General features: G+C 68.3%; 24 protein-coding genes (1 of these 24 only partly in view). 9 read left to right on the top strand and 15 right to left on the bottom strand.

The features are described 5' to 3' along the window. Nucleotides 1-726: a GntR family transcriptional regulator gene (locus tag E3U26_RS18345; RefSeq protein WP_214274256.1), complete on the top strand. Its 726-nt coding sequence runs from the start codon at nt 1-3 to the stop codon at nt 724-726. Between the two features lie 9 nt (nt 727-735). Here E3U26_RS18345 and E3U26_RS18350 read toward each other — a convergent pair whose 3' ends face one another. From E3U26_RS18350 to iscR, 13 genes are all read right to left on the bottom strand, one after another. Then, nucleotides 736-1416, bottom strand: a complete 681-nt coding sequence (locus E3U26_RS18350) for an exopolysaccharide biosynthesis protein (protein ID WP_084197434.1) — start codon at nt 1414-1416, stop codon at nt 736-738. A gap of 182 nt (nt 1417-1598) precedes the next feature. Beyond that, nucleotides 1599-2519: a carbohydrate kinase family protein gene (locus E3U26_RS18355; protein WP_499107155.1), complete on the bottom strand. Its 921-nt coding sequence runs from the start codon at nt 2517-2519 to the stop codon at nt 1599-1601. A gap of 18 nt (nt 2520-2537) precedes the next feature. Further along, nucleotides 2538-3824: a TFIIB-type zinc ribbon-containing protein gene (locus E3U26_RS18360; protein ID WP_499107156.1), complete on the bottom strand. Its 1287-nt coding sequence runs from the start codon at nt 3822-3824 to the stop codon at nt 2538-2540. Nucleotide 3825: 1 nt separating this feature from the next. After that, on the bottom strand, nt 3826-4974 hold the full coding sequence (locus E3U26_RS18365; RefSeq protein ID WP_036760520.1) for an SPFH domain-containing protein: 1149 nt from the start codon (nt 4972-4974) through the stop codon (nt 3826-3828). Between the two features lie 81 nt (nt 4975-5055). Next, nucleotides 5056-6084 (bottom strand): DUF2927 domain-containing protein, encoded by a 1029-nt coding sequence (locus E3U26_RS18370; protein WP_499107157.1) that lies wholly within the window; start codon nt 6082-6084, stop codon nt 5056-5058. Continuing rightward, nucleotides 6081-7256: a toxic anion resistance protein gene (locus tag E3U26_RS18375; protein WP_036748986.1), complete on the bottom strand. Its 1176-nt coding sequence runs from the start codon at nt 7254-7256 to the stop codon at nt 6081-6083. The genes E3U26_RS18370 and E3U26_RS18375 overlap by 4 nt, the downstream gene beginning before the upstream one ends. Before the next feature lie 220 nt (nt 7257-7476). Further along, entirely contained in the window at nt 7477-7896 is a 420-nt protein-coding gene (locus tag E3U26_RS18380) for a hypothetical protein (RefSeq protein WP_499107159.1), read from the bottom strand. Nucleotides 7897-8010: 114 nt separating this feature from the next. Next, entirely contained in the window at nt 8011-9024 is a 1014-nt protein-coding gene (locus E3U26_RS18385; RefSeq protein ID WP_036749313.1) for a GlxA family transcriptional regulator, read from the bottom strand. Between the two features lie 71 nt (nt 9025-9095). Next, nucleotides 9096-10430 carry an AI-2E family transporter gene (locus E3U26_RS18390; RefSeq protein ID WP_449043188.1) on the bottom strand — a complete coding sequence of 445 codons (1335 nt, stop codon included), beginning with the start codon at nt 10428-10430 and terminating at the stop codon, nt 9096-9098. 109 nt (nt 10431-10539) lie between these two features. Continuing rightward, nucleotides 10540-11763, bottom strand: coding sequence for a saccharopine dehydrogenase family protein (locus E3U26_RS18395; protein WP_499107163.1), 1224 nt, complete (start codon nt 11761-11763; stop codon nt 10540-10542). Between the two features lie 46 nt (nt 11764-11809). Next, on the bottom strand, nt 11810-12916 hold the full coding sequence (locus E3U26_RS18400) for a carboxynorspermidine decarboxylase (protein ID WP_499107165.1): 1107 nt from the start codon (nt 12914-12916) through the stop codon (nt 11810-11812). A 123-nt stretch (nt 12917-13039) separates the two neighbouring features. Then, a complete protein-coding gene (locus E3U26_RS18405) occupies nt 13040-14065 on the bottom strand; it encodes a Gfo/Idh/MocA family protein (protein WP_114536012.1) in 1026 nt (341 codons plus the stop codon). A gap of 3 nt (nt 14066-14068) precedes the next feature. After that, nucleotides 14069-14527, bottom strand: coding sequence for a Fe-S cluster assembly transcriptional regulator IscR (iscR, locus tag E3U26_RS18410; RefSeq protein WP_024845794.1), 459 nt, complete (start codon nt 14525-14527; stop codon nt 14069-14071). A 165-nt stretch (nt 14528-14692) separates the two neighbouring features. Between iscR and E3U26_RS18415 the strand changes: the two genes are divergently transcribed. Together E3U26_RS18415 and E3U26_RS18420 are read left to right on the top strand one after the other, a co-directional pair. Further along, nucleotides 14693-15352, top strand: coding sequence for an alpha/beta hydrolase (locus tag E3U26_RS18415; RefSeq protein ID WP_036749011.1), 660 nt, complete (start codon nt 14693-14695; stop codon nt 15350-15352). Between the two features lie 36 nt (nt 15353-15388). Then, a complete protein-coding gene (locus E3U26_RS18420) occupies nt 15389-16525 on the top strand; it encodes an HD domain-containing protein (protein ID WP_499107169.1) in 1137 nt (378 codons plus the stop codon). On the opposite strand, the gene E3U26_RS18425 is transcribed toward E3U26_RS18420, so the two are convergent. After that, entirely contained in the window at nt 16522-17061 is a 540-nt protein-coding gene (locus E3U26_RS18425) for a hypothetical protein (RefSeq protein ID WP_499107171.1), read from the bottom strand. The two genes, E3U26_RS18420 and E3U26_RS18425, sit on opposite strands and share 4 nt — an antisense overlap. 71 nt (nt 17062-17132) lie before the next feature. Between E3U26_RS18425 and E3U26_RS18430 the strand changes: the two genes are divergently transcribed. The 6 genes from E3U26_RS18430 to E3U26_RS18455 all read left to right on the top strand — a co-directional run bounded on the left by E3U26_RS18430 (nt 17133) and on the right by E3U26_RS18455 (nt 26516). Then, on the top strand, nt 17133-18347 hold the full coding sequence (locus E3U26_RS18430) for an NADP-dependent isocitrate dehydrogenase (protein WP_116220422.1): 1215 nt from the start codon (nt 17133-17135) through the stop codon (nt 18345-18347). A gap of 239 nt (nt 18348-18586) precedes the next feature. After that, the gene (gene purQ / locus E3U26_RS18435) at nt 18587-19255 is read left to right on the top strand and encodes a phosphoribosylformylglycinamidine synthase subunit PurQ (RefSeq protein WP_116220421.1); all 669 of its coding nucleotides are present in this window, start codon (nt 18587-18589) and stop codon (nt 19253-19255) included. 64 nt (nt 19256-19319) lie between these two features. Beyond that, a complete protein-coding gene (locus E3U26_RS18440; RefSeq protein ID WP_036749022.1) occupies nt 19320-21113 on the top strand; it encodes a sensor histidine kinase in 1794 nt (597 codons plus the stop codon). A 19-nt stretch (nt 21114-21132) separates the two neighbouring features. Continuing rightward, nucleotides 21133-22458, top strand: coding sequence for a sigma-54-dependent transcriptional regulator (locus E3U26_RS18445; RefSeq protein ID WP_036749029.1), 1326 nt, complete (start codon nt 21133-21135; stop codon nt 22456-22458). A gap of 552 nt (nt 22459-23010) precedes the next feature. After that, nucleotides 23011-25695, top strand: a complete 2685-nt coding sequence (locus tag E3U26_RS18450) for an Rne/Rng family ribonuclease (protein WP_499107174.1) — start codon at nt 23011-23013, stop codon at nt 25693-25695. A 77-nt stretch (nt 25696-25772) separates the two neighbouring features. Then, nucleotides 25773-26516, top strand: coding sequence for a cytochrome c biogenesis CcdA family protein (locus E3U26_RS18455; protein ID WP_036749030.1), 744 nt, complete (start codon nt 25773-25775; stop codon nt 26514-26516). Between the two features lie 11 nt (nt 26517-26527). Here the strand turns inward: E3U26_RS18455 and E3U26_RS18460 are convergent, their stop codons facing one another. Continuing rightward, nucleotides 26528-26762, bottom strand: partial view of an enoyl-CoA hydratase gene (locus tag E3U26_RS18460; protein ID WP_036749033.1) — the 3' end only. Its footprint extends 566 nt past the window's final position; only the last 235 of its 801 coding nucleotides appear in the window; its start codon lies beyond the right edge, outside the window; the stop codon is at nt 26528-26530.

Here is a 26762-nt window from a genome sequence, read left to right on the forward strand (position 1 = left end):
GTGGATGAACGGGACGGCCAGAAAGTCGCCAGGAAGATCCGGGAGGCCATCCTGAGGCTTGAACTGCGGCCGGGGCTGGTGCTGGACGAGGCCGACCTTGCCGAGCAGATGGAGGTGTCGCGCACGCCGGTGCGCGAGGCCATCATCCAGCTGATCTCGGACGGGCTGGTCCAGCGCCACGGCCGCAAGGCCATCGTCGCGACGATGGATTTCGACGAGGTGCCCAAGCTTTACGACGCGCTGCTGGTGTCGAGCCGGCTGATCCATCGCCTGGCGGCCGAACACCGCACCGACGACGACCTCGCCGCGATCAAAAAGACCATGCTGGCCTTTGAGCGCAGCAAGGACGTGTCGAACGGCGTCGAGCGGTCCGAGGCGAACCTGCAATTCCACCTGGCGATCTCGCGCGCGGCGCATAACCGCTATTTCTCGGCCTTCTACGACAATGCGCTGCTGGGCACCATTCGCCTGGCGCGCGCCTGCTTTGCCCAGGTCAGCACGGTGGAATACCTGAACCCGACCACCAAGGAAGAACTGGCGGCGCATCTGGCGGAAACCGAGCGCCAGCACCGCGCCCTGTATGCCGCGATCCAGGCTTGCGACATCGAGCTGGCCGACCGGCTTGCGGTGGACCATTACGTCCTGACCCGCAACCGCGTCGAGAAGGTGCTGTTCCGCATCGACCCCGCCGTGGAGGGCCTGGACCTGACGGCCGGGCTGTCCTGAGCGGGCGGTTCAGGCAAGCAGCAGGGCCAGGCCGCGGAGGAAGGCCCAGATCACGCCCCAGATGAGCGCGAAGGCCAGGACCGCAAGCAGGCTGCCGGCGATGATCCACAGCCCGTCCCGTTCCAGCACGCCAAGCGCGAGGATGGCGATGGCCAGCGCCGGCAGCATGTTGCCCAGCGGGATCGGCAGCAGCAGCACGACCGACAGCCCCAGGCACAGCCCGCCCGCCAGCCGCACCGCCAGCGGCGCGGACAGCGGCGGGATGCGGGGCGAGAGCAGCCTTTCCGCCCGGACCAGAAAGGGCGCGCTGCGCGATAGGATCGCCGCGAATTCCGTGCGCGGCAGCGATCGCTGGGCGATGAAGCGCGGCAGCCAGGGCCGCTGGCCCAGCATCATCTGGAAGGACAGATAGACCAGCGGCAGGCCCAGGATGCCCGAGGTGCCCGGCGGCATGGGCAGGATGTTGGGAAAGGCGAAAAGCAGCAGCAGCCCTGCCGTCGCCCGCCCCTCGAGCAGGACCAGCAGGTCGGTGACGCTGATCCGGTCGCGGCCGGCGTCGCCGGCGATCCGGGTCAGCACGTCCGAAAGATGCTGGCGCCGCCGGGGCGGGCCGTGCCCCGGCCGCGGGCCTCGGTCCCCTGCCGCCGGACCGGGATCGCCGGTGGGCGGGCTTTCGCCTGGCGCAGGCATTCTGTCTCCTGACGGTTGCCGCGGTTCGGTGGTTCTATCTTGGGTCGGGCGGCTGGGGTTTCAAGGCGGAAATGCCTTTCGTCCGCTTGCCAGGCGGCTTCCCGAGGCGCGCGGCAGCCAGGGGTTGCCGCCTTGGCGTTCGGGTATTTGGGCAACAGAGAAGATGCGGGTGCCCGCGCCCTTCAGCCCGGCAGGGCGGCCAGTTCATGCGCCCAGGGCGGGTTGGCGCCGGGACGCGAGACGGTGATCGCCGCCGCGCGGGTGCCGAGCGCCAGCGCCTGGGCGATGGATTCCGGCGCCAGCGCCTCCAGCCCCTTGCGCGTCAGCACGCCGGCGCGGTCCAGCGCGGCCAGCACCCCGGCGTTGAAGGTGTCGCCGGCGCCGATGGTGTCGGCGACCTCGACCCGGACCGCCTGGGCGGCCAGCGGCGCGCCCGACCAATGCGCCCGCGCCCCGGCCGAGCCGCCGGTCTGGAAGACCACCCGCGGCCCGCGGGAAAGGATGGCGGCGGCGGCTTCCTCGAAGCTTGCGCCGGGCATCAGCCATTCCAGGTCGTCGCCCGAAAGCTTGACCAGGTCGGCCATGGCGATGAGCCGGTCGAGCCGGGCGCGATAGGCCGCCTCGTCGGCGATGAAGAAGGGGCGGATGTTCGGGTCCAGCATCACCGGGATGCGGTGGCGGACGCGCTCCGCCAGCGCCTCGACGGCGGCGCCGCAGGGGTCGGGCACCAGGCTGATGCCGCCGATGAACAGCGCCGAGACCGTATCGGGGATCTCGGGCAGGTCATCGGGGGCGAACATGCGCCCGGCCGAGCCCTCGTCGTAGAAGGAATAGCGCGCCTCGCCCCCGGTCAGGGTCACGAAGGCCAGCGTGGTCAGCCGGTCGCTGCGCGGGCAAAGCCCGGTATCCACCCCGGCCTCGGCCAGCGGGCGCAGCAGCATCTCGCCGAAGCTGTCGCGCGAGATCGGCCAGAGATAGCCCGTGTCGATGCCCATGCGGCCAAGCGCGATGGCGGTGTTGTAGACCGCGCCCCCCGGCAGGGGACAGTAGCCGGCGCCCTCGGGCACCATGTCGATCAGCGATTCCCCGGCGCAAAGGATCATAGCCTCTCCCTTCCTTCGTCAGCCCGCTCCTGCCTCCTGATAGCGGTAACTGCCGGCGATGGAAATATCCTGCGTGACCGGCGCCGCGCCGATGCGGATGAAACCGCCCCGCTCGTTCAGCCACAGCGCGGCAAGAAGCAGGGCCAGCGCCAGCAGGACGGCGAAGGCGATCTTCCAAGCCGACCACGGCCGTTCGCCCTGCACCCGGCCGGACTGGCCGTTGACGACGAAGCGGTAGCTCTTGCCGTTGTAGCGATAGGCGGCGGTCCAGACCGGCAGCAGGATATGCTTGAAGGTTTCGTCGCCGTAGCGGGTCTCGATGCCGGTGATGCGCTGTTCGTTGCCGCCGATGGCGCGGCGCACGTCCATGGCGATGACCCCGGCCATTTCCTGCCGGGCGATGTCATGGCCCGAGCCGAGCGGGATCGTATAGCCCTCGGCCAGGAAGCCGGCGAGGTATTCGGGCTGGTAGGGCACCAGGTGCGACAGATCCCAGGGCGTCAGCGCATCGGTGATCCGGCGCGGCAGCGAGCCTGAGGCCAAGACCAGCACGTCGTCGAAATTCCGCGCCACCTGGCCCGAGACCGGGGTCCAGCGCGTCTTGCGCACCTGCCGGGCCACGCGCTGCTGGCGGCCGTCCACCATCTGCGTGACGTAGACGGTTTCGTAATACCAGTCGCCGCGCGCGCCGCTGTAGCGCGAGGCGGTGTCGGCGTCGAAGGTCCAGAAGGGCGAATAGACCCCGCTCATCTTCTTGCCGCGTCGGGCATAGGCGGTCAGGCCCGAGGGGGCGAACCAGAGCCCGTGCAGCCAGTCCTCGAGCGCGGTCTTGGCCTGCGCTTCGGTGATGACGAAGGGCAGCAGGCCCTGCGGCTTGATCAGGCGGGTGGTGCCGGTGTCGGTAACGACGGCCGTGGCGCAGAACGGGCAGGCCGAGGCGTGGCGGTCGCTGGTGATTTCCACCTTGGCGCCGCAGTTCGGGCAGGAGAGGGTGCGCACCGTCTCGGTCAGGTCGCTGTGCTGGTCGAGGGTGAGCCCGTGTTCCAGCGGCAGTTCCTGCAATTGCGGCGCCTTGTGCCCGCCGTCCCATTGCAGCGCCCGCCCGGTGGCGGGGTCGAGCAGGATGGCGCTTTCGCCCCATGGCCCCTGTTGCGCCTGGCGGGCGGGCGCGCGGGCGGGGCCGGGGCCGATATGCTGCTTATGCCCGCAATAGGGGCAGACCAGCCCCTGCTGGCCGGGCGAGAATTCCAGGCTCGCGCCGCAATTCTCGCAAGGATAGCGGTATTCCGAGGGGGGTGTCGGCATCTCAGCCCTTGGGCAGCGGCGGGGGCGGGGGCGGCGGCGCGACGGTGAAGAGCTGGGCGAGTTCGGCGACCTCCTCGGCCGGTTTCCAGCCGTCCTGGCCGGGGGTCCAGACCAGCGTCTCGCGGGTGAAGGCCCCCTCGCGCACCAGGCGGCCGAGATGGGCGCGGCCATAGGGGCCGTCGGCCTGGCCGTTCACGGCGATGTGCCAGACCGTCTCGGGGTGGTGCAGCGGCGGTGGGGTTTGCGGGGCCTGTTGGGGCGCCTGCTGCTGCTGCGGCACGGCGCCCCAGGGGCCGCGCTGCGCCATGGCGGCGCCCAGCCCCGCGCCCATGCCGGCACCCAGGCCGGCGCCGATGCCCGCGCCCATGCCGCCCGCCTGGTTCGAGGCGTTCAGCATCGCCTCGGACGCGGCATATTGGCCAAAGCGGTTCAGGTCGCCGACGATGCCCATCGAGGTGCGCTTGTCGAGCATCCGTTCCACCTCGTCGGGCAGGCTGATGTTCTCGATGTAGAATTCCGGGATGGTCAGGCCATAGGCGGCGACGGTCGGGCTGATCGCCTTGGCGACCATCTGGCCCAGGTCGCCCGTGTTCGCCGCCATGTCGAGGACCGGGATGCCCGAGCCGGCGATCATGCGCGAAAACTCCTGCACGATGATGTTGCGCAGCTGGAAGCTGATCTCGTCACGGGTGAATTCGCCGTCGGTGCCGACGATCTCGGTCATGAAGCGGCCGGGGTCGGTCACGCGCATGGAATAGGTGCCGAAGGCGCGGATGCGCACCGGGCCAAATTCCGGGTCGCGCGCGATCACCGGGTTCTTGGTGCCCCATTTCAGGTCGTTGAAGCGGGTGGTGTTGACGAAATAGACCTCGGACTTGAACGGGCTGCGAAAGCCGTGGTCCCAGTGCTGCAGCCGGGTCAGGACCGGCAGGTTGTTGGTCTCCAGCATGTAGAGGCCGGGCTGGAACACGTCGGCCAGCTGGCCTTCATGGATGAAGACGGCGGCCTGGCCCTCGCGCACGGTCAGCTTGGCGCCGTATTTGATCGCCTTGCCGACGGTCGGGTAGCGATAGACCATGGTGTCGCGCGAGTCGTCGGTCCATTCGATGATCTCGATGAACTCGCCGCCGAGGATGTCGAAGATGCTCATGGGGGCTGCCTTTCGCTCTGCGGGACGCTTGCCCGCGATAGTGACCCGCAGCCGCCCGGCGTCAAGCCCCCGGACGGCGGCTCATGCTTCGGTCTCCAGCAATTCGCGGGCGATCTGCAGCACGATGGGGCGGGCCTCGGCCTCGGTCATGCCTGGACGCAGCCGGGCGTCGTAGAGGATCTGCAGCAGCAGCTCGTCATGCCGGGTCAGGTAGGCGAATTCTTCGTTGTCGTTGAAGATCGAGGGCCGCGCGCGCGGGCTGTCATTGGCCAGCCCCATGCCCTGGGCCAGTTCCTCGTGGATGCAGGAGCGGCGCAGGCGCGGCGGCAGTTCCGCCCGGATCAGCGCCACCGCCTGGGCATAGACCGGGGAATTGCCGTTGGAATAGGCAAAGACCGTGCAATAGTTCTGCGGCGCCAGGTCGCGCAGCGCGACGATGTCGCCGGGCGGGATGCCGGGCACCAGCGCGGCCAGGCGCGGGCCGATGGCGCGGCGTTCGTCCTCGTTCAGGATCAGCACGGCGACATTGCCGGCGCCGCCCGTCACCGCGACCGGATGGCCGCTGATGCGGGCAAGCCGGGCGGCGAAGCCCGCGATCTCGGCGCGGTCGCGGGCGCGCTGGTCGGGGGCGACCGAATCGCCGAATTCCAGCCGCAGCAGCACCGGCTGCTGCCAGCGCCGCAGCGGCGCCGGCGTGGGGCGCGAGACCAGCTTGCCGCCCTCGCGCACATATTCGTCGTAGAGCGCGACCTCGATGAAGGTGTCGGTCAGCTTTTCCGGGGTCAGCGCGATTTCGTCGCCGCTGTCGATGCGCAGCCGGCCGCGGGCGATCAGCGCCTGCTCGACGCCGGCGAGGTAGTCGCGCATGTTGCGGCTGGCGGGCGAGGCGGCGGCGGCCTCGGCGCGGGCGGTGGCGGCACGGGCGCTTTCGGCGCGTTCCCGGCGCAGGGCCGCCTGGTCGACCGGCGGGTCGGGGCGTTCGGGCGGCGGCGGGGCCTCGACCGGGGTGGGCGGCGCCTCGGCCGGCGGCTCGGGCGCGCAGGCGGCAAGCAGCGCCAGCAAGGCCAGCGCGAGGGGCAGGGGCAGGCGAGATCGGGCTGGCAGGGTCACGGCGTCTTTGCTGCGGGGGTTGCGGATCGGGCGCTGGCCGAGGCGAGGGTCTTGCGCAATTCGGCCTCCATCACCTTCAGATCCTCTTCTGCGGCGGCGCGGCGGGTGCGGCCTTCGTCGGCGATGCGCAGGCTGTCCTCGATGGTCGAGATCAGCTCGGCATTGGCGGTGCGCACCGCCTCGATGTCGAAGACGCCGCGCTCCACCTGGGTGCGGATCTGGGCATTGGCCTCGCGCAGGTTCTTCGCGTTGGCGGTCAAGAGGTCGTTGGTCAGGTCGTTGGCTTCCTTGACCGCGCGGGCGGCCTCGGCGCTGCGCTGGATGGTGACGGCCTGGGCCAGCTGCGTTTCCCACAGCGGCACGGTGTTCACCAGCGTGGAATTGATCTTTGTCACCAGGGACTTGTCGTTTTCCTGCACCAGCCGGATCGAGGGCAGCGACTGCATCGTCACCTGCCGGGTCAGCTTGAGGTCGTGGACCCGCCGCTCCAGGTCGTCGCGGGCCGAGCGCAGGTCGCGCAGCTCCTGCGCCGCCATGACCTTGTCGTTCTCGGCCGCGGATTCGACGGCGGCTTCCCTGGCGGGGATCTCGTCGCGGTCGATCTGCGCCAGCTTCTCCTCGCCCGCGGCGATATAGAGCGCCAGTTCGTCATAGAAGTTTAGCGTGCGCTCATAAAGCAGGTCCAGCGACCTGATGTCCTTGAGCAGCCGGTGCTGGTGCTGGTCCAGATCCATGGCGATGCGGTCGATCTGGCCCTGCACCTCTTCGTAATTGGCCACGAACTTGGCAAAGGGCGCGGTGCGGCCCAGCAGCCTTTCCCACCAGCTGCGCTCGCGCCGCACGTCGAGTTCGCTGACGGAAAAGCCGCGGATCGTGGTCACGATCTCGCGCAGCGACTCGCCGGCGGGGCCCACGTCCTTGTTCTTGACGTCGGCCAGCATCGCCTGGCTGATTTCCTGCAACTCGTTCTGGGCGCGGGCGCCGAAATGCACGATCGAGCCCGAGTCGCGGATGTCGACCTCGGCCATGCGCTTGCGGATCTCCTCGGCGATGGCGGGCTCGGCCTCGGTCAGCGTCGGCGCGGCGGCGGGGGGTTCGGGCAGGACGACCGCGGTCACGGTCTGGATCTCGTCCAAGGCGGCTTGGGCGCTGGCCTGCGTCTGGGTGGTCATCCGGCGTCGTCCTTTCGTGATGGAACAAGGGCCCGGTTGCAGAATAGGCCGTTTGCAGCCGAGTTCAACGAGAGGCCGGCGCGAAGGTTCCCTTTGCCTTTCCGGTGTTGCCATCCTGCCGGAAAGCGGGCGCGCGGCGCGGCGAATCGCCGGGCAGCCCCGCATGAAAAATGGCGGCCCCGGCCAGCGGGACCGCCACGCATCGCCCGGACGGGGCGCGCTACTGCGGCTTGACCAGAACCAGGTCGTTCGGGCGGCGCTGGCTTTCGGGCAGCGCGAGGTAGCGGTCATGGTCCGAAACCGTGATCAGCCGCGCCACGTTGCCCTCGCGCGCGGCCCGCAGGTTCTGCGCGCTGGTCCGCTCCAGCTCGCCCAGCGTCGTCGCCAGCGCCGAGGCCAGGAACAGCGATTTCGCCTCGAACACCTTGGCGACATAGTGGTCGTAGCCCTCGATGGTCCAGGTCGTGCCCGCCCGCTCGCCCTCGCCGTTCACGATCAGATCCAGCGACCAGCCGCCCTGCGCATCCGTCGTCGCCTCGACCTTCTGCGTCACCACCCGCAGCCCGCCGTCGAATATGTCCGAGCCCTGAAGCGTCGCGACGATCTTGCCCGCCGCGATCGGCGCAAGCGTCGCATCCATCAAAACGCCCCTGACTGTGGCTTTGTTCGGCATCTCACCCTCTCCTCATCCGAATGGCGCCGCATTATCCGGCGCGGCGCGGCGCGTTGCAGGATGGCGCCGTGCAACGGCCGGTCAGGGCGCGTCCTGCGCCAGGGGGACGCGGTTCTGGCGCCAGAGGTCGGGCGTGGTGCCCTCGGTCTCGCGGAAGACGCGGATCAGGTGCGAGGCGTCGCAAAAGCCGGTCTCCTCGGCGATGCGGGTGACGGTGCGGTCGGTGCGCGCCAGCAGCATGCGCGCCTGCGCCAGCCGGATGCGGATCGAGGCATCGGCGGGCGGAAGGCCCAGGTCGGCGTTGAAATGCCGCTCCAGCTTGCGCCGCCCGACGCCCAGATCCTTGGCGATGCGGGCGATGGACAGCGGCGCATGCAGGTTCTGCTGCATGGCCAGCAGCGCGCGGCGCACTAGCGGGTCGCGGGCATTGAGTTCCAGCGGCAGGCCGGGCTGGGGGCGGTCGCCGGCCATCGGCTCGTCGATCATCAGGATCGACAGCGCCTTGCGCGCGGCGGCGCGGCCCAGGTGGCGGTCGACCAGGAAGGCGGCCAGATGCGCCGCGCTGACCCCGCCCGAGCAGGAAATCCGGTCGCGGTCCACCACGAAGATCTGGTCCGAGACCGGGCGCATCCGCTCGAACTCGGCCAGGAAATCCTGGTGGTGGAACCAGCTGACGCAGCAGCGATAGCCGTCCATCAGCCCGATGCGGGCCATGGCGAAGACCCCGGTGCAAAGCCCGCCAAGCGCCACCCGCGCCAGGGCGGCGCGGCGCAGGAAGGCGGCCTGGTCCGGCGAAAGGCCCGGCCCCCCGTCGATCAGCCCGCCGACGGTGATGATGTAGTCGAAGCGGGTGGGGTCGCCCAGCCGCTCCTCGGGTTCGATGCGCATGCCGCAGGAGGATTGCACCGGCGCCATGTCGGGCGAGAGCACGCGCCAGCGGCAGCGGATCGGCCGCGAGCCGTCGCCGTCGTCGGCCGCCAGCCGCAGCACGTCCACGAACGTGGCAAAGGCCGACAGCGTGAAGCGCGGCGTCAGCACGAAGCCGATGCGCAGTCGCGGCTGGTTCGGGTCGGGCGAGGGATCGTGTTCGGGCATCTGTCGCGATTCGTCCATGGATGGCGTCGCGATCATGCCATGTTTTCGCCATTTATCCAGAGCCGGCGCGATCAATCCTTGGTGGCCAGGACCATGGTGGCCGCCGAGGCCTGGGCCGCATCCTCGGCCTCGTCGCCGGCCTCGACCAGTTCGCGCGCCTCTTCCTCGTCCTCGTCCTCCAGCGCGGGCGGATCCTCGCCCGCCAGGAAATTGCCGAATTTCTGCAGGCCGGGGATGTGTTCGGCCAGAACCCGCATCACCACCAGCAACGGCACGGCGACGATCATGCCGATCACCGACCAGAGCCAGGCCCAGAGCGCGACGGTCAGGAACACCACCACCGTGTTCAGCTGCAGGCGGCGCGAGACGAAATAGGGCGTGATGAGCTGGCCTTCCAGCGCGGTCAGGCCCAGGTAGGTCAGGCCGACCATCAGCGGCGTGAACAGGTCGTCGAAGACGAAGACCCCGACCAGCGTCGCGATGATGATGCCGGCGACCGAGCCCAGGTAGGGGATGAAGTTCAGCAGGAAGGCCGCGAGCCCGAACAGCACCGGGCTGGGCATGTCCCAGGCCCACATCGCCAGCCCGATGGCCAGCCCCAGGCAGGCGTTGATCAAGGTGATCGCGCCAAGATAGGTGCCCAGGCTGTCCTCAATCTCGCGCAGCGCCAGGTAGGCCGCGCGCTTTTCGCGCATGGAATCGAAGCTCTGCACGATCTTGAGGTAAAGCAGGTCGCCCGAGGAGATCAGGAAGAACAGCAAAAACAGCGTGAAGATGATCTGCCCGACCAGCGCCGGCCCAAGGTCCAGCGCGCTGGCCAGCGTCGAGGTCTCGGGGGTGGCGTTCACCTCGACCTGGATCTGCTGGTCGGGGGGCTGCGGCGCACCAGGGGCGGGGATCGCGCTGAGCGTGCCGGTCAGCGTCGCGTCGGGCAAGGTTTCACCGGGCGGCATGGCCGGTTCGGGCGGGGAGGAACCGCCGCCGGCGATCTCGTCGATCTTTTCGGCGGCGCGCTCCAGGCCGCGGAAATTGCTGCGGATCTCGGTAAAGCGCTGTTCCAGCCGCTCGGTGATCTGCGGCGCGTTCTCGATCAGCCGGTTGGCCGGGCCCGAGATGACGAAGCCGATCAGCACCACCGCCACCACCAGCCCCAGCGAGACGATGGCGGCGGTGACGATGGCGCCGATGCCCAGCCGCTCCATCAGCCGGCGGAAGGGCACGAAGACGAAGAACAGCAGGATCGCCAGCGTCACCGGCATCAGGAAGCTGCGCGCCTGCGCGAAGAAGCTGAAGAGCAGGATGAGGAAGATGCCGATCACCGCCCAGTTCGCCACCTTGGCCACGCCCTTGTCGGTGGGGGCGGAAAAGGGAAACATGTGGCTGCGGCGTTCCTGATCTGGCGGCATGCGTCCCCTCCCCCGTTCCGCGCCCCCCGGTGCGGCGCCGAGGGAAACGCCAGGCCCGCGGCCGGGTTCCCACGCCGCGGGCGTTTTCGGCAAGCCGTCCGGGCCGTGCCTAGAGCGGGTGGTCGCCCGAGGCGTCGATGACGCGGGTGGGCAGGCCCAGGTCGCCCAGCAGCTCCAGGAAGGGGCGGGCGGGCAGATCCTCGACATTGACCATGCGCTTCACGTCCCAGGTGCCGCGCGCGACCAGGATCGCCGCAGCGACCGGGGGCACGCCCGCGGTATAGCTGATGCCCTGGCTGCCGACCTCGTTATAGGCGTCCTTGTGGTCGGCGACGTTGTAGATGAAGACCTCGCCCGGCTTGCCGCCCAGCGTGCCCTTGACCAGGTCGCCGATGCAGGTCTTGCCCTCGTAGTCGGGCGCGAGGCTGGCCGGGTCGGGCAGCACGGCCTTGACCACCTTCAGCGGCACGACCTCCAGCCCCTCGGCGGTCGTGACCGGCTGCTCGGAAAGCAGGCCGAGGTTCTTCAGCACGGTGAAGACGTTGATGTAATGTTCGCCGAAGCCCATCCAGAAGCGCACGTCGGCGTCCTTGTAGCGGGCCGAGAGGCTGTGGACCTCGTCATGGCCGGACAGGTAGGCGGTGCGCTTGCCGACGACGGGCAGATCCCATTCGCGGCCGACCTCGAACATCTGGTTCTGCCGCCATTCGCCGCCCTGCCAGGAATAGACGGTGCCAGTGAATTCGCGGAAGTTGATCTCGGGGTCGAAATTGGTCGCGAACCAGCGGCCATGGCTGCCGGCGTTGATGTCGACGATGTCGATCGAGTCGATCTTGTCGAAATATTCGTCCTCGGCCAGCCGGGCATAGGCGTTGACCACGCCGGGATCGAAGCCCGCGCCCAGGATGGCGGTGACGCCGGACTTCTCGCAATCCTCGCGCCGCTTCCATTCGTAGTTGGCATACCAGGGCGGCGTCTCGCAGATCTTGGCCGGGTCTTCGTGGATCGCGGTGTCGATATAGGCGGCGCCGGTCTCGATGCAGCCCTGCAGCACGGTCATGTTGACGAAGGCCGAGCCGACGTTGATGACGATGCCGGCGTCGATCTGGCGGATCAGCGCGGCCACGGCGGCGCTGTCCATGGCGTCCAGCGGATGGGCGGTGAATTCGACCGAATGGCCTTTCTCACGAATGCTCGCGATGATCTTCTCGGCCTTGGACACGGTTCGGCTGGCGATATGCAGCGCTCCGAATTCCTTGGCGTTCTGCGCCACCTTATGCGCGACCACCTGGGCGACGCCGCCGGCGCCGATGATGAGCACGTTCTTGGCCAATTCAGTCTCCTTTTCGGGGCTGGGAAAGGGGATGGCTTGCGCCTGTTCAGGACAGGCTGGCTTTGTAGTCGTCATAGGTGAACCGGCGGACCAGGCGGATCGTTCCGTCCTCGTCCCGGATCGCGATCGAGGGCATGGCCACGCCGTTGAACCAGTTCTTCTTGACCATGGTATAGCCGCCGGCATCGGCGATGCTGATGCGGTCGCCGACCTTCAGCGGCCGGGGAAAGCGGCCCTCGCCGAAGATGTCGCCCGCGAGGCAGGTCTTGCCCGCGACCTGCCAGGGATGCTCGCCGTCCTGCGGCAGCTTGGCGGTTTCGCGATAGATCAGCAGGTCGAGCATATGCGCCTCGATGCTCGAGTCGACGATGGCCACGTCCTTGCCGTGGTGGATGGTGTCCAGCACCGTCACCTCCAGCGAGGTCGAGCGGGTGATGCTGGCCTCGCCCGGTTCCAGGAAGACCTGCACCCCGAAGCGCTCCGAGAACGCCCGCAGCCGGTCGGCAAGCCGGTCCAGCGGATAGCCTTCGCCGGTGAAATGGATGCCGCCGCCAAGGCTGACCCAGTCGAGCTTTTCCAGGAAGCCGCCGAACTCGGCTTCGATCCGGCCCAGCTGCGCGTCGAACAGCTCGAAATCGGCATTCTCGCAATTGTAGTGGATCATCACGCCCGAGATGCGGTCCAGCGCCGCCTCCAGCCGGTTCAGATCCCATTCGCCCAGCCGCGAGAAGGGGCGGGCCGGGTCGGCCAGGTCGAAGCCCGAGGTCGAGAAGCGCGGGTTGAGCCGCAGCCCCATGGCGATGCCGCGCCCGGCCGCCTTGGCCCCGAAACGGTCGAGCTGGCCCAGGCTGTTGAAGATGATCTTGTCGGCGTAACCCAGCGCCTCGTCGATCTCGTGATCGGCCCAGGCGACGGAATAGGCGTGGGTTTCCTTGCCGAATTCCTCGTGCCCCAGCCGCAGCTCGAACAGCGAGGACGAGGTGGTGCCGTCCATGAAGTCGCGCATGAAGTCGAAGGCCGACCAGGTGGCGAAGCATTTCAGCGCCAGCAGGCATTTCGTGCCCGAGCGTTCGCGCAGATAGCGGATTCGCTCCATGTTCACCCGCAGCTTTGCAAGGTCGATCAGGTAATAGGGCGTCTGCAGATCGGACATGGCGCGGAACCTCTGGCCTTGCGACCGTGAAAGCGGAAAAGGAATGGCTCATTTAGGGCCACGGGCCGCATTTCGCAAGAAAGCGTGACGGGCGTGTGACGGCGGGTGCGATGGACGGGTGCGTCAGATGCGCAATCGCACCGGCTGGCCCGTGCGCACCGATTCGTCCGCGGCCAGGCAAACGGCGAGCGAGGAGACCGCGTCGCGCATGTGCCGCTCCAGGTCCATGTCCCCGGCGATGGCGCGGGCCATGAAGGCGGCCTCGGCGTCGCAAAGCTGCTGGTGGCCGGGTTCGTCGCGCATCGAGATGTCGTGGTCCGGTTCTCCGACGCGGTGCAGGCGCAGGGTCGCGGTGCGGGTATGGGTGTCGATGTCGTCAGAGCGCGCGTCCTGGGGCATGCGGATGCTGACGGCGCCGCGCGGGCTGACCACGTCCTTCACGAAAAAGGCGGTGTCGGACATCATCGGCCCCCAGCCCGCCTCGTACCAGCCCAGCGAGCCGTCCTGGAACAGCACCTGGAAATGGCCATAGTTGTACATGTCCGCCGCGATCTCGTCCGAAAGGCGCAGGCCCATCCCCCGCACCTCGACCGGCGGCGCGTCGGTGATCTGGCACATGACGTCGACGTAATGCACGCCGCAATCGACGATAGGGGGCGTGGTGCGCATCAGCGCCTTGTGGACCTGCCAGGTGGGGCCGGAGCTTTGCTGGTTCAGGTTCAGCCGGAAGACATAGGGCCCGCCCAATGCGCGCGCCTCGGCGATCAGGCGCTGCCAGCTGGGATGGTGGCGCAGGATGTAGCCGACGACCAGTTTGCGGCCGGTCTCGGCCGCGCATTCGGCCACGCGGCGGGCGTCCTCGACCGTGGTGGCCAGGGGCTTTTCGACGAAGACATGCGCGCCCGCCCGCATGGCGGCGATGGCATATTCGGCATGGCTGTCGGAATAGGTGGCGATCACCGCCACGTCGGGGCGCAGGCGGTGCAGCGCCTCGTGGAAGTCCTGGCTTTGCGGGATCGCGGCCAGTTCGGGCGGCAGGTCCACGGGCGAGCGGTTGACCAGGCCGACGATCTCGGCCCCCGGCTGCTTCAGCCAGGCCAGCGCGTGGCTGCGCCCCATGTTGCCCAGGCCGGCGACCAGCACCCGCATGGCCTAGTCGTCCACGATCGACAGGATCTTGGGCAGGGCGGGGCAGGGCAGCAGCTGGTTGCGGGCCACGTCCGCCAGCGTGTGGTTGTGCAGGAACACATAGACATGCGCCGACAGGCTTTCCCACAGCCGGTTCGACAGCGTCTGCGCCCGCGACCCCGAGACCCCGCCCGAGGCGCCGGCGCCGACATGCAGCGCGCTGACGGTTTCGTCCACCGCCTCCAGCACATCGGCGACGCGGATCGTCTCGGGCGCCTTGGCCAGCCGGTAGCCGCCGCCCGGCCCGCGCACCGAATCGACCAGCCCGGCCCGGCGCAGGCGGACGAAGAGCTGCTCCAGATAGGGCAGCGAGATGTCCTGCCGCTTGGAGATCTCGGCCAGCGAGGTCAACTCGTCGCCCTTGGCGATGGCCAGGTCGACCAGGGCGACCATTGCGTAACGTCCCTTGGTGGACAGTTTCATCTTGCCTCTCCTCCAGCCGCAAACCATTGACGACGCGTAAGCCAGGGGCTAATTCCCCGGCGCCGTCCTTGAATGCGTCTTGCCTATGTCGGGCGCGCTTCCCAGATTGACGATCTAGAGCCGCGCCGTCACAGGGTCAAGGAACCCGAGTTTCAAAGGAAGCCCATGCCCGAACTGATTTTCCCCGGTCCCGAAGGTCGTCTGGAAGGCCGCTATCACGCGCAAGCCGCGCCCGACGCCCCCATCGCCATCATCCTGCACCCGCATCCGCAATATGGCGGGACGATGAACAACCGGGTCGTCTACAACCTGCACTATGCCTTCCACCGCATGGGCTTCACCGTCATGCGGTTCAACTTCCGCGGCGTCGGCCGCAGCCAGGGCGAGTTCGACCAGGGCATCGGCGAGCTGTCGGATGCCGCCTCGGCGCTGGACTACCTGCAGGCGATGAACCCCAATTCCAAGCATTGCTGGGTCGCGGGCTTCAGCTTCGGCGCCTGGATCGGCATGCAGCTCCTGATGCGCCGGCCCGAGATCACCGGCTTCATCTCGGTCGCGCCGCCGGCGAACATGTATGACTTCTCGTTCCTCGCGCCCTGCCCCTCCTCGGGGCTGATCATCAACGGCACCGCCGACCGCGTGGCGCCGCCCAAGGACACCCATGCGCTGGTCGGCAAGCTGCGCGAGCAGAAGGGCATCACCATCACCCATGAGGAGATCGAGGGCGCCGACCATTTCTTCCGCGACGACGAGGCGCATATGAAGCCGATGATCGACACGGTGCAGGCCTATGTGCGCCGCCGCCTGACCGAGAACACGCGATAGGGAACCGGGCCGGCCCGGCCGGCCTGGGGCTTTGCCATGACCGACCTGACCCTGCGCTTTGCCTTCCTGACCGAGGCCGACCGGCTGAAATCGGTCGAGCGGGCGAATGTGCTGATGGACCTGTCGCGGCCGGAAAACAGCGCCGAGCACAGCTGGCACGTCGCGCTCTATGCGCTGGTCTTCGGCGCCTCGGACCGCGCCATCGCCATGCTGCTGCTGCACGACCTGGTCGAGATCGACTGCGGCGACCATCCGATCCACCTGGCCCATGACATGGCCGCCGTGCAGGCGGCCGAGGAAGCCGCGGCGCGCCGGCTGTTCGGCATGCTGCCGGGCGGCGAGGCGCTGATGGCCCTGTGGCAGGAGTTCGAGGCGGGCGAAAGCCCGGATGCCCGCATGGCCAAGCGCATGGACCATGTCCAGCCGCTGTTCCAGGTGCTTTGCGCGCCCGAGCCCCTGGCCGATCATGTCGCCATCGTGCGCGACAACATGACCTCGGGCCGCGCCCGGCGGCTCTGGGCGGAATGGCCCGAGGCGATGGAGGCGGCGCAGGCCCTGCTGGAGGACCGCGCGCCCTGCGGCGAACTGGCGCAGCGCCTGGCCTTCCTGGCCGAGGCCGACCGGCTGAAATCGGTGCTGCGCGCCAGCCTGCTTTGCGACGGCTCGCGGCGCGAGAACAGCGCCGAGCACAGCTGGCACCTGGCGCTTTACGCGCTGGTCATGGTGCCCCATGCCGGGCCGGCGGTGGAGATCGGCCGGGTGATCCGCATGCTGCTGATCCACGACCTGGTCGAGATCGACACCGGCGACGTGCCGATCCACGCCCAGAACGGCGCCGCCCATCACGGCACCGCGCAATTGCAGGCCGAGGCCGAGGCGGCCGAGCGGATCTTCGGCCTGCTGCCCGCGCCCCAGGGGGTTGAATTGCGCGCGCTCTGGGCCGAGTTCGAGGCGAACGAGACCCCCGACGCGGTCTTTGCCAAGTCGCTGGACCGGGCGCAGCCGGTGATGCAGAACATCGCTTCGGGCGGCGGCACCTGGGCGGAATACCGCGTGACCTATGCCCAACTGGTCGAGCGCGTGGGCCTGCGCATCGAACGCGGCGCGCCGACGCTGTGGCACTGGCTCAGCGAAAGCGCGCAGGTGTATTTCACCGCAAGAACCGGCGGCTAGCGTTTCAAACCCCGGCTTGCTGCCTCGTGGCGCAGGGTTTCGGCGGTGATCTCGATCAGGAAGGGCGGCTTTTCGCCCCGTTCGTCCGGGCTGTAGTCGCGCCAGGGCAGGTTGCGGTATTCGTCCAGGAACTCGATCCGGCAACCCGGCAGGGCGCGCTTGATCGCGCAGGCCAGGAAGAAGCCGCGCAGGTTGATCGCCTTGAAGTGATCGAAGGGCGGCGCGGGCCAGTCCTTGACATGATGGTGGTCGAACCAGGCGTCCTCGTGCGTTTCGTAGCAATCGGCCCAGAGTCGGCAGCGCGCCGCCAGGCTGGCCGGAACCGGCAGGATGGCGGGGGCGATGTCGAAGCATCCCTGGTCGTCGCAGAGCCAGACCGCCTCGGCAGCGCAGTCGCCATAGACGCGCAGGTGGAACGGCGGGACCAGGGGGGCGAAACCGGGCGCGGCCCGCTCGGCGCGGATTTCCGCCAGGGTTTTGCGCGTCTTGCGCCGCCACTCGGCGCGGGCCGCGGCATCGTCGGCATACCATGGCATACCGGTCTTTCCTTTCGTTCGGAATGCCGCTATAGCGCGGCCGAGCCGAATCCTAATCGAAGGGACCACCCATGTCGAAGATCAAGGTAGAGAACCCCGTCGTCGAGCTCGACGGCGACGAGATGACCCGGATCATCTGGGACTTCATCAAGCAGAAACTGATCCTGCCCTATCTGGACATCGACCTGAAATACTACGACCTGGGCATCGAGGAGCGCGACCGCACCCAGGACCAGATCACCGTGGACGCGGCCGAGGCGATCAAGCAATACGGCGTCGGCGTGAAATGCGCCACCATCACCCCCGACGAGGCGCGGGTCGAGGAATTCGGCCTGAAGAAGATGTGGAAATCGCCCAACGGCACCATCCGCAACATCCTGGGCGGCGTGATCTTCCGCGAGCCGATCATCTGCAAGAACGTGCCGCGCCTGGTCCCCGGCTGGACCCAGCCCATCGTCGTCGGCCGCCACGCCTTCGGCGACCAGTACAAGGCCACCGATTTCCTCTTTCCCGGCAAGGGCAGGCTGACGATCAAGTTCGTCGGCGAGGATGGCGAGACCATCGAGCACGAGGTCTACCAGGCCCCCGGCGCTGGCGTGGCCATGGCGATGTACAACCTCGACCAGTCGATCATCGACTTCGCCCGCGCCTCGATGAACTACGGGCTGAACCGCGGCTATCCGGTCTATCTCTCGACCAAGAACACCATCCTGAAAGCCTATGACGGCCGCTTCAAGGACCTGTTCCAGAAGGTCTACGAGGAAGAGTTCGAGGCCGAGTTCAAGAAGAAGGGCATCCATTACGAGCATCGCCTGATCGACGACATGGTCGCCTCGGCGATGAAATGGTCGGGCGGCTATGTCTGGGCCTGCAAGAACTACGACGGCGACGTGCAGTCGGATACGGTCGCGCAGGGTTTCGGCAGCCTCGGGCTGATGACCTCGGTGCTGATGACGCCGGACGGGAAGATCGTCGAGTCGGAGGCCGCGCATGGCACGGTGACGCGGCATTACCGCGAGCACCAGAAGGGCAACCAGACCTCGACCAACTCGATCGCCTCGATCTTTGCCTGGACCGGCGGGCTGAAGCACCGCGCCAAGCTGGACGGCAACGCCGCGCTGATGAATTTCGTCGAGACGCTGGAGAAGGTCACGGTGCAGGCGGTCGAGGACGGCCACATGACCAAGGACCTGGCGCTGCTGGTCGGGCCGGACCAGAAATGGCTGACCACCATGGGCTATCTGGAAAAGGTCGACGAATACCTGAACAAGGCGCTGGCGGGCTGATCCGCCCGGAAAGATGTCGGATTGCGAGGGCCGGGAGGGATCCCGGCCCTTTTCGCATGATCGGCGCGGATTCCGGCGGAGTTGGGAAACGGTGAAGCGGGCAGGAGGCCGGCGGCGGCGCTGCGTCGCGGATTCTTGGGTATTTGGGGAACGAAGAAATCCGGGGGCGGTGCAAAGCCGCTTAACACGCGGCGCGGACTGGAGTATGGGGGCGCCAGGCATAATCCCGGAGGCCCGCCATGAAAGCTGCCGTCATCACCTTTCCCGGATCGAATTGCGATCGCGACCTGGCCGTCGCCCTGCAGCAGGCGGGCGCCGAGGTCGTGCGGGTCTGGCACAAGGACGAGGCGCTGCCGGCGGGCACCGACCTGGTCGCGGTGCCGGGCGGGTTTTCCTTTGGCGACTACCTGCGCTGCGGCGCCATCGCCGCGCATTCGCCCATCGCCGGCGCGATCAAGGCCCATGCGGCGCGGGGCGGCTATGTGCTGGGCATCTGCAACGGCTTCCAGGTGCTGACCGAGCTGAACCTGCTGCCCGGCGCGCTGATGCGCAATGCCGGGCTGCGGTTCCTGTGCCGCGAGGCGGTGCTGCGGGTCGCGACCGCGGCCAGCCCCTTTACCGCCGCCTATCGGGCGGGCGAGGAGATCCGGGTGCCGGTCGCCCATCACGACGGCAACTACCAGATCGACGCCGAGGGGCTGGCGGCGCTGAAGGACCAGGACCGGATCGCCTTTACCTATGCGCCGGGCATCAACGGCTCGGTCGAGGATATCGCCGGGGTGCTGTCGGAGAACCGCCGGGTGCTGGGCATGATGCCCCATCCCGAGCGTGCCGCCGATCCGGCCCATGGCGGCACCGATGGCGCGAGGCTTTTTGCCTCGCTGATGCAGGAGCTTGTCGCGGCCTGACTTGAGCGGCGCTCTTTCGCGCACTAGACTGCATCGACCCTTACGAGGGCGATGCCGGAGGCTCATGCGAGAGGAAGACAGTTCCATCGGGTTCCCGGAAGGCAGGGCGGGTCTGACCAGCCGTTGGGGACTGCGCGGCGTGATCGCCGTGCTGCTGGTCGTGGCCGCGGGCACGATCTGGTTCACCAATGCCTGGCTGACGGCGCGGTTTTCCGAGACGACGCGGGTGCGCACCGAATTGCGCTCGGCGCTTTATACCGGCAACCTGCTGTCGGAATTGCAGCGCACCTCGGTGGTGCCCCTGCTCTTGGCGCGCGACCCGGCGCTGATCTCGGCGCTGTCGGGCAATGATTTCTCGGGCACCTCGGCGCGGCTGATCTCGGCCCAGAAGGAGATCGCGGCGGCCTCGATCAAGCTCTTGGACGCCTCGGGGCGGGTCGTGGGCTCGACCGACCGCAACCTGATCGGCACCAATTACGTGCAGGAGCCGTTCTTCGTCGAGGCACTGCGGTCGCGGGACACGGTGTTCACCGTCTCGCCTTCGCCGCAGGGGGCCTATGAGTTCACCTATTCCCGCACCGTCATGTCGGACGGGCGCACGCTGGGCGTGGTCGTGGTGGGGGCGGACCTGACCCGGCTGGTGCGGTCATGGGCGGGGATTTCCGATGCGATCGCGGTGACGGACAGCGAGGGGCAGATCATCCTGTCGACCGAGCCGCGCTGGCGCGGGCTGACCCTGCCCGAGGCCCTGGCGGTGCGCTCGGCGCCCTCGGCCATCGCCCGGGCCTTCCAGGTCACGGCGGATTGGGCGGCGACCCCGGCCGACGCCTATGTGCAGGGCCGCGCGGTGATGCAGTCCGAGACCCGCATCCCCTTCCGCGGCTGGAAGATGATCGCCTTCACCACCTACGAGTCGGTGCGCGAGCGGGTGAATGCGGTGCTGGCCATGGTCATCATGGGCTTTGCCATCCTGCTGGCGGCGGTGTTCTATCTGCTGTCGCGCCGGGCGCGGGTGGAATCGGCGGCCTGGATGCGCGAATCGGCCGACCTGCGGGCGCTGAACCTGCGCCTGACGCGCGAGATCGCCGAGCGCGAGCGGATGCAGAAGGAATTGCGCGTGGCCGAGCAGACCGTGCAGCAGTCCAGCAAACTCGCGGCCCTGGGCGAGATGTCGGCGGGCGTCAGCCACGAGCTGAACCAGCCGCTGGCGGCGATGAAGACCTATCTGGCCGGGGCGCGGCTTCTGTTGCAGCGCGGCCGGGCCGAGGAGGCGCTGTCGAGCTTCCAGCGCATCGACGACCTGGTCGAGCGCATGGGCGCCATCACCCGGCAGCTGAAATCCTATGCCAGGAAGGGCGGCGAGGCCTTCGAGCCGGTCGACCTGCGCGCCGCGCTGTCGAGCGCGCTGGTGATGATGGAGCCGCAGCTGCGAAGCCGCACCATCCGCCTGCAGCGCAACATCCCGCGCTATCCGGTCATGGTCTATTGCGACCGCATCCGGCTGGAGCAGATCATCATCAACCTGCTGCGCAACGCGGTCGATGCGATCAAGGGGCTGCGCGACCCGGCGATCGAGATCACCGTCAGCGCCGGCTCTCACGCATTCTTGTCCGTGCGCGACAACGGTCCGGGTGTATCGGACCTGGAAAATCTGTTTGAACCCTTCTTCACCACGAAGAAGCCCGGAGAGGGGACCGGCCTGGGGCTGGCGATCTCGTCCGGGATCGCGGCCGATTTTGGCGGGCGTCTGACGGCGCACAACGCCTCGGACGAGGGGGGCAGGGGCGCCGTATTCGAACTTGAGCTGCCGCTGCACGATCCCGGCCACAAGGCCGGGACGCGGCTGGCGGCGGAATGAAGAAAAGAGGTAAAGGCCCATGAGCCGCACTTTGAAGATAGCCGTCGTGGACGATGAACCGGACATGCGCGAATCCATCAGCCAGTGGCTGGCGCTGTCGGGCTTCGACGCCGAGACCTTCGCCACCGCCGAAGAGGCGCTGAAGGCGATCGGCGCCGACTGGCCGGGGGTGGTGATTTCCGACATCCGCATGCCGGGCATGGACGGGATGGCCTTTCTCAAGCGGCTGATGGGCATCGATTCGGGCCTGCCGGTCATCATGATCACCGGCCATGGCGACGTGCCGATGGCGGTCGAGGCCATGCGCATCGGCGCCATGGACTTCATGGAAAAGCCCTTCAACCCCGAGCGGTTGACCGAGCTGGTCAAGAAGGCGACCCAGGCCCGGCGCATGACGCTGGACAACCGCGCCCTGCGCCGCGACCTGTCCGAGGGCCAGCAGGTCATGTCCAAGCTGATCGGATCGAGCCCGGTCATGGACCGGCTGCGCGAGGACATCCTGGACCTGGGCCAGGCCGACGGCCATGTGCTGATCGACGGCGAGACCGGCACCGGCAAGACCCTGGTCGCCCATGCGCTGCATGCGGTGGGGCCGCGCGCCTCGAAGAAATTCGTGCCGATCTCCTGCGCGGCCTATAGTGACGAGATCCTTTCGGCCAAGCTGTTCGGCCCGGTCGAGAGCGGGCTGCCCGCGGTCGAGGAGGCCCGCGGCGGCACGCTGTGCCTGGAGGACATCGAGGCGCTGTCCGATCCCCTGCAGGCGCGGCTTCTGGCCTTCATCGCCGAGCAGGGCAGCCCGGCCGAGACCCGGATCATCGCCATTTCCAACGCCCGCGGCGAGGGGCGCCGGGCCGAGGATTCGCTGCGTCCCGACCTGTTCTATCGCCTGACCGCGCTGAAGATCACCCTGCCGCCGCTGCGTTCGCGCGGCGAGGACATCCTGACGCTGTTCACCCGCATGACCGAGCAATTCGCCGAGGAATACGGCTGCGAGCCGCCGCAGGTGACGGCGCAGGAGGCGGCGCAGCTGTTGCAGGCGCCCTGGCCGGGCAATGTGCGCCAGCTGATCAACGTGGCCGAGCGCGCGGTCTTGCAGAACCGCCGCGGTTCGGGCTCCATCGCCTCGCTGCTGATGGCCGACGGCGAGGATACGCAGGAGGCGACCACGACCGAGGGCAAGCCGCTCAAGGAATATGTCGAGAGCTTCGAGAAGATGCTGATCGACAATACCATGCGCCGCCACAAGGGCAGCATCGCCGCGGTCATGGACGAGCTGTGCCTGCCGCGCCGGACGCTGAACGAGAAGATGGCGAAATACGGGCTGAGCCGCAGCGATTACCTGTGAGTGGCACGGCTCCGGCCCGGCCGGACATGGGTATTTGGGGAACGGAGAAATAGCCGGGGCGCGGGATCTGGCCTGGGATTTGCCCGCCGCGGCGCGCCCCTGCCGGGGGGCGGGCGGGATGGGCGGATCGGCAAATCCCGGCGCTTTGACCAAAAACAGATTGTAACGGCGCGCCCTTCCCCGCTATCTTGCCCCTGTAGGGTGGGCGCCACAACCAATGGTTGCTCGACCTCGCCAGTTTCGCAGCGCGCCAGCCAGCCGCGACACCTGAAAAGTGCCGGTGGTGCCACGCGCGGAAAATCATGCCCACGCCCCCAGGGGGCCTCTGGGCGACCGTAGATCGCAGCCCCGACCGCGCGAGCGGGATGGGCCAAGAAAGGTAAACAGACGCGATGGATCGCGCAACGCAGCTTGATCGGCAACGGTGGCAGGGGGGTTCCCCGGCCGCCGCGATTGCTGCTGGCGGTGCGGCTTTCGCTGTCCTCTCATGCGGCAGCCGAACCTTGCCCCCGCCACCGTGCGGGCCGGTCCGGCGGCCCGAAAGACGGAAACATGTCAAAGAAAATGCTGATCGACGCCACGCATTCCGAGGAAACTCGGGTTGTCGTGGTGGATGGAACCAAAGTCGAGGAATTTGATTTCGAGACGGTCAACAAGCGGCAGCTTGCTGGCAACATCTACCTGGCCAAGGTGACGCGGGTCGAACCCTCGCTGCAGGCCGCCTTCGTGGATTACGGCGGCAACCGCCACGGCTTCCTGGCCTTTGCCGAGATCCATCCCGATTACTACCAGATCCCCGCCGCCGACCGTAAGGCGCTGATCGAGGAAGAGCGCCAGGCCGCCGCCGCCGAGGCCGACGAGGGCGAGAAGAAGCGCAGTCCGCGCCGCCGCAAGCCGGCCAAGGCCGCCGCCGCCGACAGCGGCGATGCCGTCGTGGTCTCGGACGAGATCGCGGGGATGGCCGTGCTGGACCCCTCGGAAGGCGAGGCCGCGGGGGGCGAGGATCTTGCGGTGGTCGTGGCCGAGGCCGCGCCGCTGGCGACGGCCGAGGATGCTGCCGCGGTCGCCCCCGATGCAGCCGACGAGCCGGCAGGCGATGACGCCGCCGAGGACGACGGCATCGAATCGGTCGCCGAGGAGGACGTGGCCGAGGAGATCTCGCCCCCCCGCAAGCCCCGCGCGCGCCGCTACAAGATCCAGGAGGTGATCAAGGTCCGGCAGATCATGCTGGTCCAGGTCGTCAAGGAGGAGCGCGGCAACAAGGGCGCCGCGCTGACCACCTATCTGTCGCTGGCCGGCCGCTATTGCGTGCTGATGCCCAATACCGCGCGCGGCGGCGGGATTTCCCGCAAGATCACCAATGCCGCCGACCGCAAGAAGCTGAAGGAGATCGCCAGCGAGCTGGAGGTGCCGGAAGGCGCCGGGCTGATCATCCGCACCGCCGGCAGCCAGCGGACACGGACGGAAATCCGCCGCGACTACGAATACCTGATGCGGCTGTGGGAACAGATCCGCGAGCTGACCTTCAAGTCCATCGCGCCGGCGCCGATCTATGAGGAAGGCGACCTGATCAAGCGCACGATCCGCGATCTCTACAGCAAGGAGATCGACGAGGTCCTGGTCGAGGGCGAGCGCGGCTATCGCACGGCCAAGGACTTCATGAAGATGATCATGCCGTCCCATGCCAAGAACGTGAAGCATTACACCGATCCGATGCCGCTTTACGCGCGCTATCAGGTGGAAAGCTATCTGGCCGGCATGTTCAACCCGGTCGTGCAGCTGAAATCCGGCGGCTATATCGTCATCGGCGTCACCGAGGCGCTGGTCGCCATCGACGTGAACTCGGGCCGGGCCACCAAGGAAGGCTCGATCGAGGACACCGCACTGAAGACGAACCTGGAGGCCGCCGAGGAAATCGCCCGCCAGCTGCGCCTGCGCGACCTGGCCGGGCTGATCGTCATCGACTTCATCGACATGGAGGAGCGCAAGAACAACGCCGCCGTCGAGAAGCGCTTCAAGGACAAGCTCAAGACCGACCGGGCGCGCATCCAGGTCGGGCGCATCTCGGGCTTCGGCCTGATGGAGATGTCGCGCCAGCGCCTGCGGCCGGGGATGCTGGAATCGACCACGCAGCCCTGCCCGCATTGCCACGGCACCGGGCTGATCCGTTCGGACGACAGCCTGGCGCTGACCATCCTGCGCGCCATCGAGGAAGAGGGCACCCGCAAGCGGTCCCGCGAGGTGCTGGTCAAGGCGCCGGTCGCGGTGGCGAACTTCCTGATGAACGCCAAGCGCGAGCATATCGGCAATATCGAGGCGCGCTATGGGCTGTCGGTCCGGGTCGAGGCCGATCCGGCGTTGATCTCGCCCGATTACGCCATCGAGAAGTTCAAGACCGCGACCCGCAATGTGCCCGAGGTGGTCTCGCCCGTGGTTTCGGTCGATGCCCGGCTGATGGCGCAGATCGACGACGAGGAGCCGGTCGAGGACGAGGTCGAGGAGATCGCCGAGGAGGAAGACCGCGCCGAGGACAGCCATGCCGAGGGCGGCGAGAATGGCGAGGGGGGCGAGAACGGCAGCAAGCGCCGGCGTCGCCGCCGGCGTCGCCGCGGCGGCAAGAACGGCGAGGGCGAGGCGTCCCATACCGAGGACGGTTCGGATCACGCCGAGGAGGGTGCCGAGGATGCGGCCTCTGAAGCCGAGCCGGCCGAGCAGCCCGCCGAAGCCGAGGTGACGCCGGCCGAGGTCGTGGCCGAAGTGGTGGCCGAGGCCGAGAATGCGGCCGAAGCCGCCGAGAAGCCGCGCCGCCGCACCCGGACCCGCCGCCGCAAGACGGAAGAGCCGAGCGACGCCGCCGCGGACGCGCCGCAGGCGGGTGTCGAGGCCGGGCCTGCCGTCGAGGCGGTCGAGCCTGTCGCGGAGCCTGTCGCGGAGGCCGCGTCGGCGGATGCTGCGCAGGATGCGCAGGCCGAGGAGCCGATTGCCGAGGCTGCTGCCGATCAGGCGGCCGAGGCCGAGGCGGAGGCGGAAGCTGCCGGACCCGTGGCGACCGACGCCGAGGAAGCCGCAGCTGCGGAACCCGAGGCCGCGGAGCACGAGACCGCCGTGGCGGAGGCCGAATCGACCGTTGCACCAGAGGCCGTGCCGGCACCGGCGCCCATGCCCGAGCCGGCTCCAGCTGCCGCGAACGAAGAGTCGGCGCGTCCCAAGCGTCGCGGCTGGTGGTCCCTGGGCTGATCTGTCGCAGCCTTCCCACGAAAGCGTTACGGGCGCGGGGCTTTCCCGCGCCCTTTCCATGAGCCAAGGTGCCGGACATGTTGGGAATCGAGCTTGCAGACGCCGCCTTTCTGCCCGCCGCGACGGTCGCGCTGCTGGCCGGGATCCTGTCCTTCCTGTCGCCTTGCGTCCTGCCGGTGGTGCCGCCCTATCTGGCCTATATGACGGGGGTCGGCGTTGGCGGGCTGAAGACGGGCGAACGCAGCGCGGTGGTGCCGGCGCTGTTCTTCGTGCTGGGGCTTTCGACGGTTTTCCTGCTGATGGGCATGGCGGCATCGGCCTTTGGCCGGATGTTCCTGCAATGGCAGGACTGGCTGGCGCGCGGGGCCGGGGTGGTGGTCATCATCATGGGCCTGCATTTCCTGCGCATCATCCGCATCCCCTTCCTGGATACCGAGGCGCGGCTGGATGCCGGCGACAAGGGCGGCTCGTCGCTGGGGGCCTATATCCTGGGACTGGCCTTTGCCTTTGGCTGGACGCCCTGCATCGGGCCGCAGCTTGGCATGATCCTGTCGCTGGCCGCCACCGGGGCCGAGGCAGGGCGCGGCGCGGCGCTGCTGGCGGTCTATGCGCTGGGGCTGGGCATTCCCTTCCTGCTGTCGGCCATCTTCGTCAACCGCGCCATCGGGGTGATGAACCGCATCAAGCCGCATCTGAAGCTGATCGAGCGCATGATGGGCGTGCTGCTGGTCGTGGTCGGGGCGGCGCTGCTGACCGGCGCCTTCCCGACCTTTGCCTATTGGCTGCTGGAAACCTTTCCCTGGCTGGCCGCGCTGGGTTAATCCCAGTTCGGTCAATCCCAGTTGGGCGGGCGCTTTTCCAGGAAGGCCTGGATGCCCTCGGCCGTGTCGGGCAGCAGCAGGTTCTCGCAGATCACCGCGCCCGCGGTCTCATAGGCATCCGCAAGGCCCAGGTTGCGCTGCGCGTGGAAGGCGCGCTTGCCCATGCGCACGGCGGCGGGCAGCTTGGCGGCGATGCCGCGGGCCAGGGCCATCGTCTCGGCCTCCAGTGCCGCGGGCGAGGCGACG

This window comes from Paracoccus ferrooxidans, from assembly GCF_029909815.1.
GTDB classification, from domain to species: domain Bacteria; phylum Pseudomonadota; class Alphaproteobacteria; order Rhodobacterales; family Rhodobacteraceae; genus Paracoccus; species Paracoccus versutus.

Bases quoted from the DNA above. Each gene is read 5' to 3' on its own strand.
- E3U26_RS18350 (WP_084197434.1), bottom strand. From the start codon at position 1,416: ATGCCTGCGCCAGGCGAAAGCCCGCCCACCGGCGATCCCGGTCCGGCG.
- E3U26_RS18355 (WP_499107155.1), bottom strand. From the start codon at position 2,519: ATGATCCTTTGCGCCGGGGAATCGCTGATCGACATGGTGCCCGAGGGC.
- E3U26_RS18360 (WP_499107156.1), bottom strand. From the start codon at position 3,824: ATGCCGACACCCCCCTCGGAATACCGCTATCCTTGCGAGAATTGCGGC.
- E3U26_RS18365 (WP_036760520.1), bottom strand. From the start codon at position 4,974: ATGAGCATCTTCGACATCCTCGGCGGCGAGTTCATCGAGATCATCGAA.
- E3U26_RS18375 (WP_036748986.1), bottom strand. From the start codon at position 7,256: ATGACCACCCAGACGCAGGCCAGCGCCCAAGCCGCCTTGGACGAGATC.
- E3U26_RS18380 (WP_499107159.1), bottom strand. From the start codon at position 7,896: ATGGATGCGACGCTTGCGCCGATCGCGGCGGGCAAGATCGTCGCGACG.
- E3U26_RS18385 (WP_036749313.1), bottom strand. From the start codon at position 9,024: ATGCCCGAACACGATCCCTCGCCCGACCCGAACCAGCCGCGACTGCGC.
- E3U26_RS18390 (WP_449043188.1), bottom strand. From the start codon at position 10,430: ATGCCGCCAGATCAGGAACGCCGCAGCCACATGTTTCCCTTTTCCGCC.
- E3U26_RS18400 (WP_499107165.1), bottom strand. From the start codon at position 12,916: ATGTCCGATCTGCAGACGCCCTATTACCTGATCGACCTTGCAAAGCTG.
- E3U26_RS18405 (WP_114536012.1), bottom strand. From the start codon at position 14,065: ATGCGGGTGCTGGTCGCCGGCCTGGGCAACATGGGGCGCAGCCACGCG.
- iscR (WP_024845794.1), bottom strand. From the start codon at position 14,527: ATGAAACTGTCCACCAAGGGACGTTACGCAATGGTCGCCCTGGTCGAC.
- E3U26_RS18415 (WP_036749011.1), top strand. From the start codon at position 14,693: ATGCCCGAACTGATTTTCCCCGGTCCCGAAGGTCGTCTGGAAGGCCGC.
- E3U26_RS18420 (WP_499107169.1), top strand. From the start codon at position 15,389: ATGACCGACCTGACCCTGCGCTTTGCCTTCCTGACCGAGGCCGACCGG.
- E3U26_RS18425 (WP_499107171.1), bottom strand. From the start codon at position 17,061: ATGCCATGGTATGCCGACGATGCCGCGGCCCGCGCCGAGTGGCGGCGC.
- E3U26_RS18430 (WP_116220422.1), top strand. From the start codon at position 17,133: ATGTCGAAGATCAAGGTAGAGAACCCCGTCGTCGAGCTCGACGGCGAC.
- purQ (WP_116220421.1), top strand. From the start codon at position 18,587: ATGAAAGCTGCCGTCATCACCTTTCCCGGATCGAATTGCGATCGCGAC.
- E3U26_RS18440 (WP_036749022.1), top strand. From the start codon at position 19,320: ATGCGAGAGGAAGACAGTTCCATCGGGTTCCCGGAAGGCAGGGCGGGT.
- E3U26_RS18445 (WP_036749029.1), top strand. From the start codon at position 21,133: ATGAGCCGCACTTTGAAGATAGCCGTCGTGGACGATGAACCGGACATG.
- E3U26_RS18450 (WP_499107174.1), top strand. From the start codon at position 23,011: ATGTCAAAGAAAATGCTGATCGACGCCACGCATTCCGAGGAAACTCGG.
- E3U26_RS18455 (WP_036749030.1), top strand. From the start codon at position 25,773: ATGTTGGGAATCGAGCTTGCAGACGCCGCCTTTCTGCCCGCCGCGACG.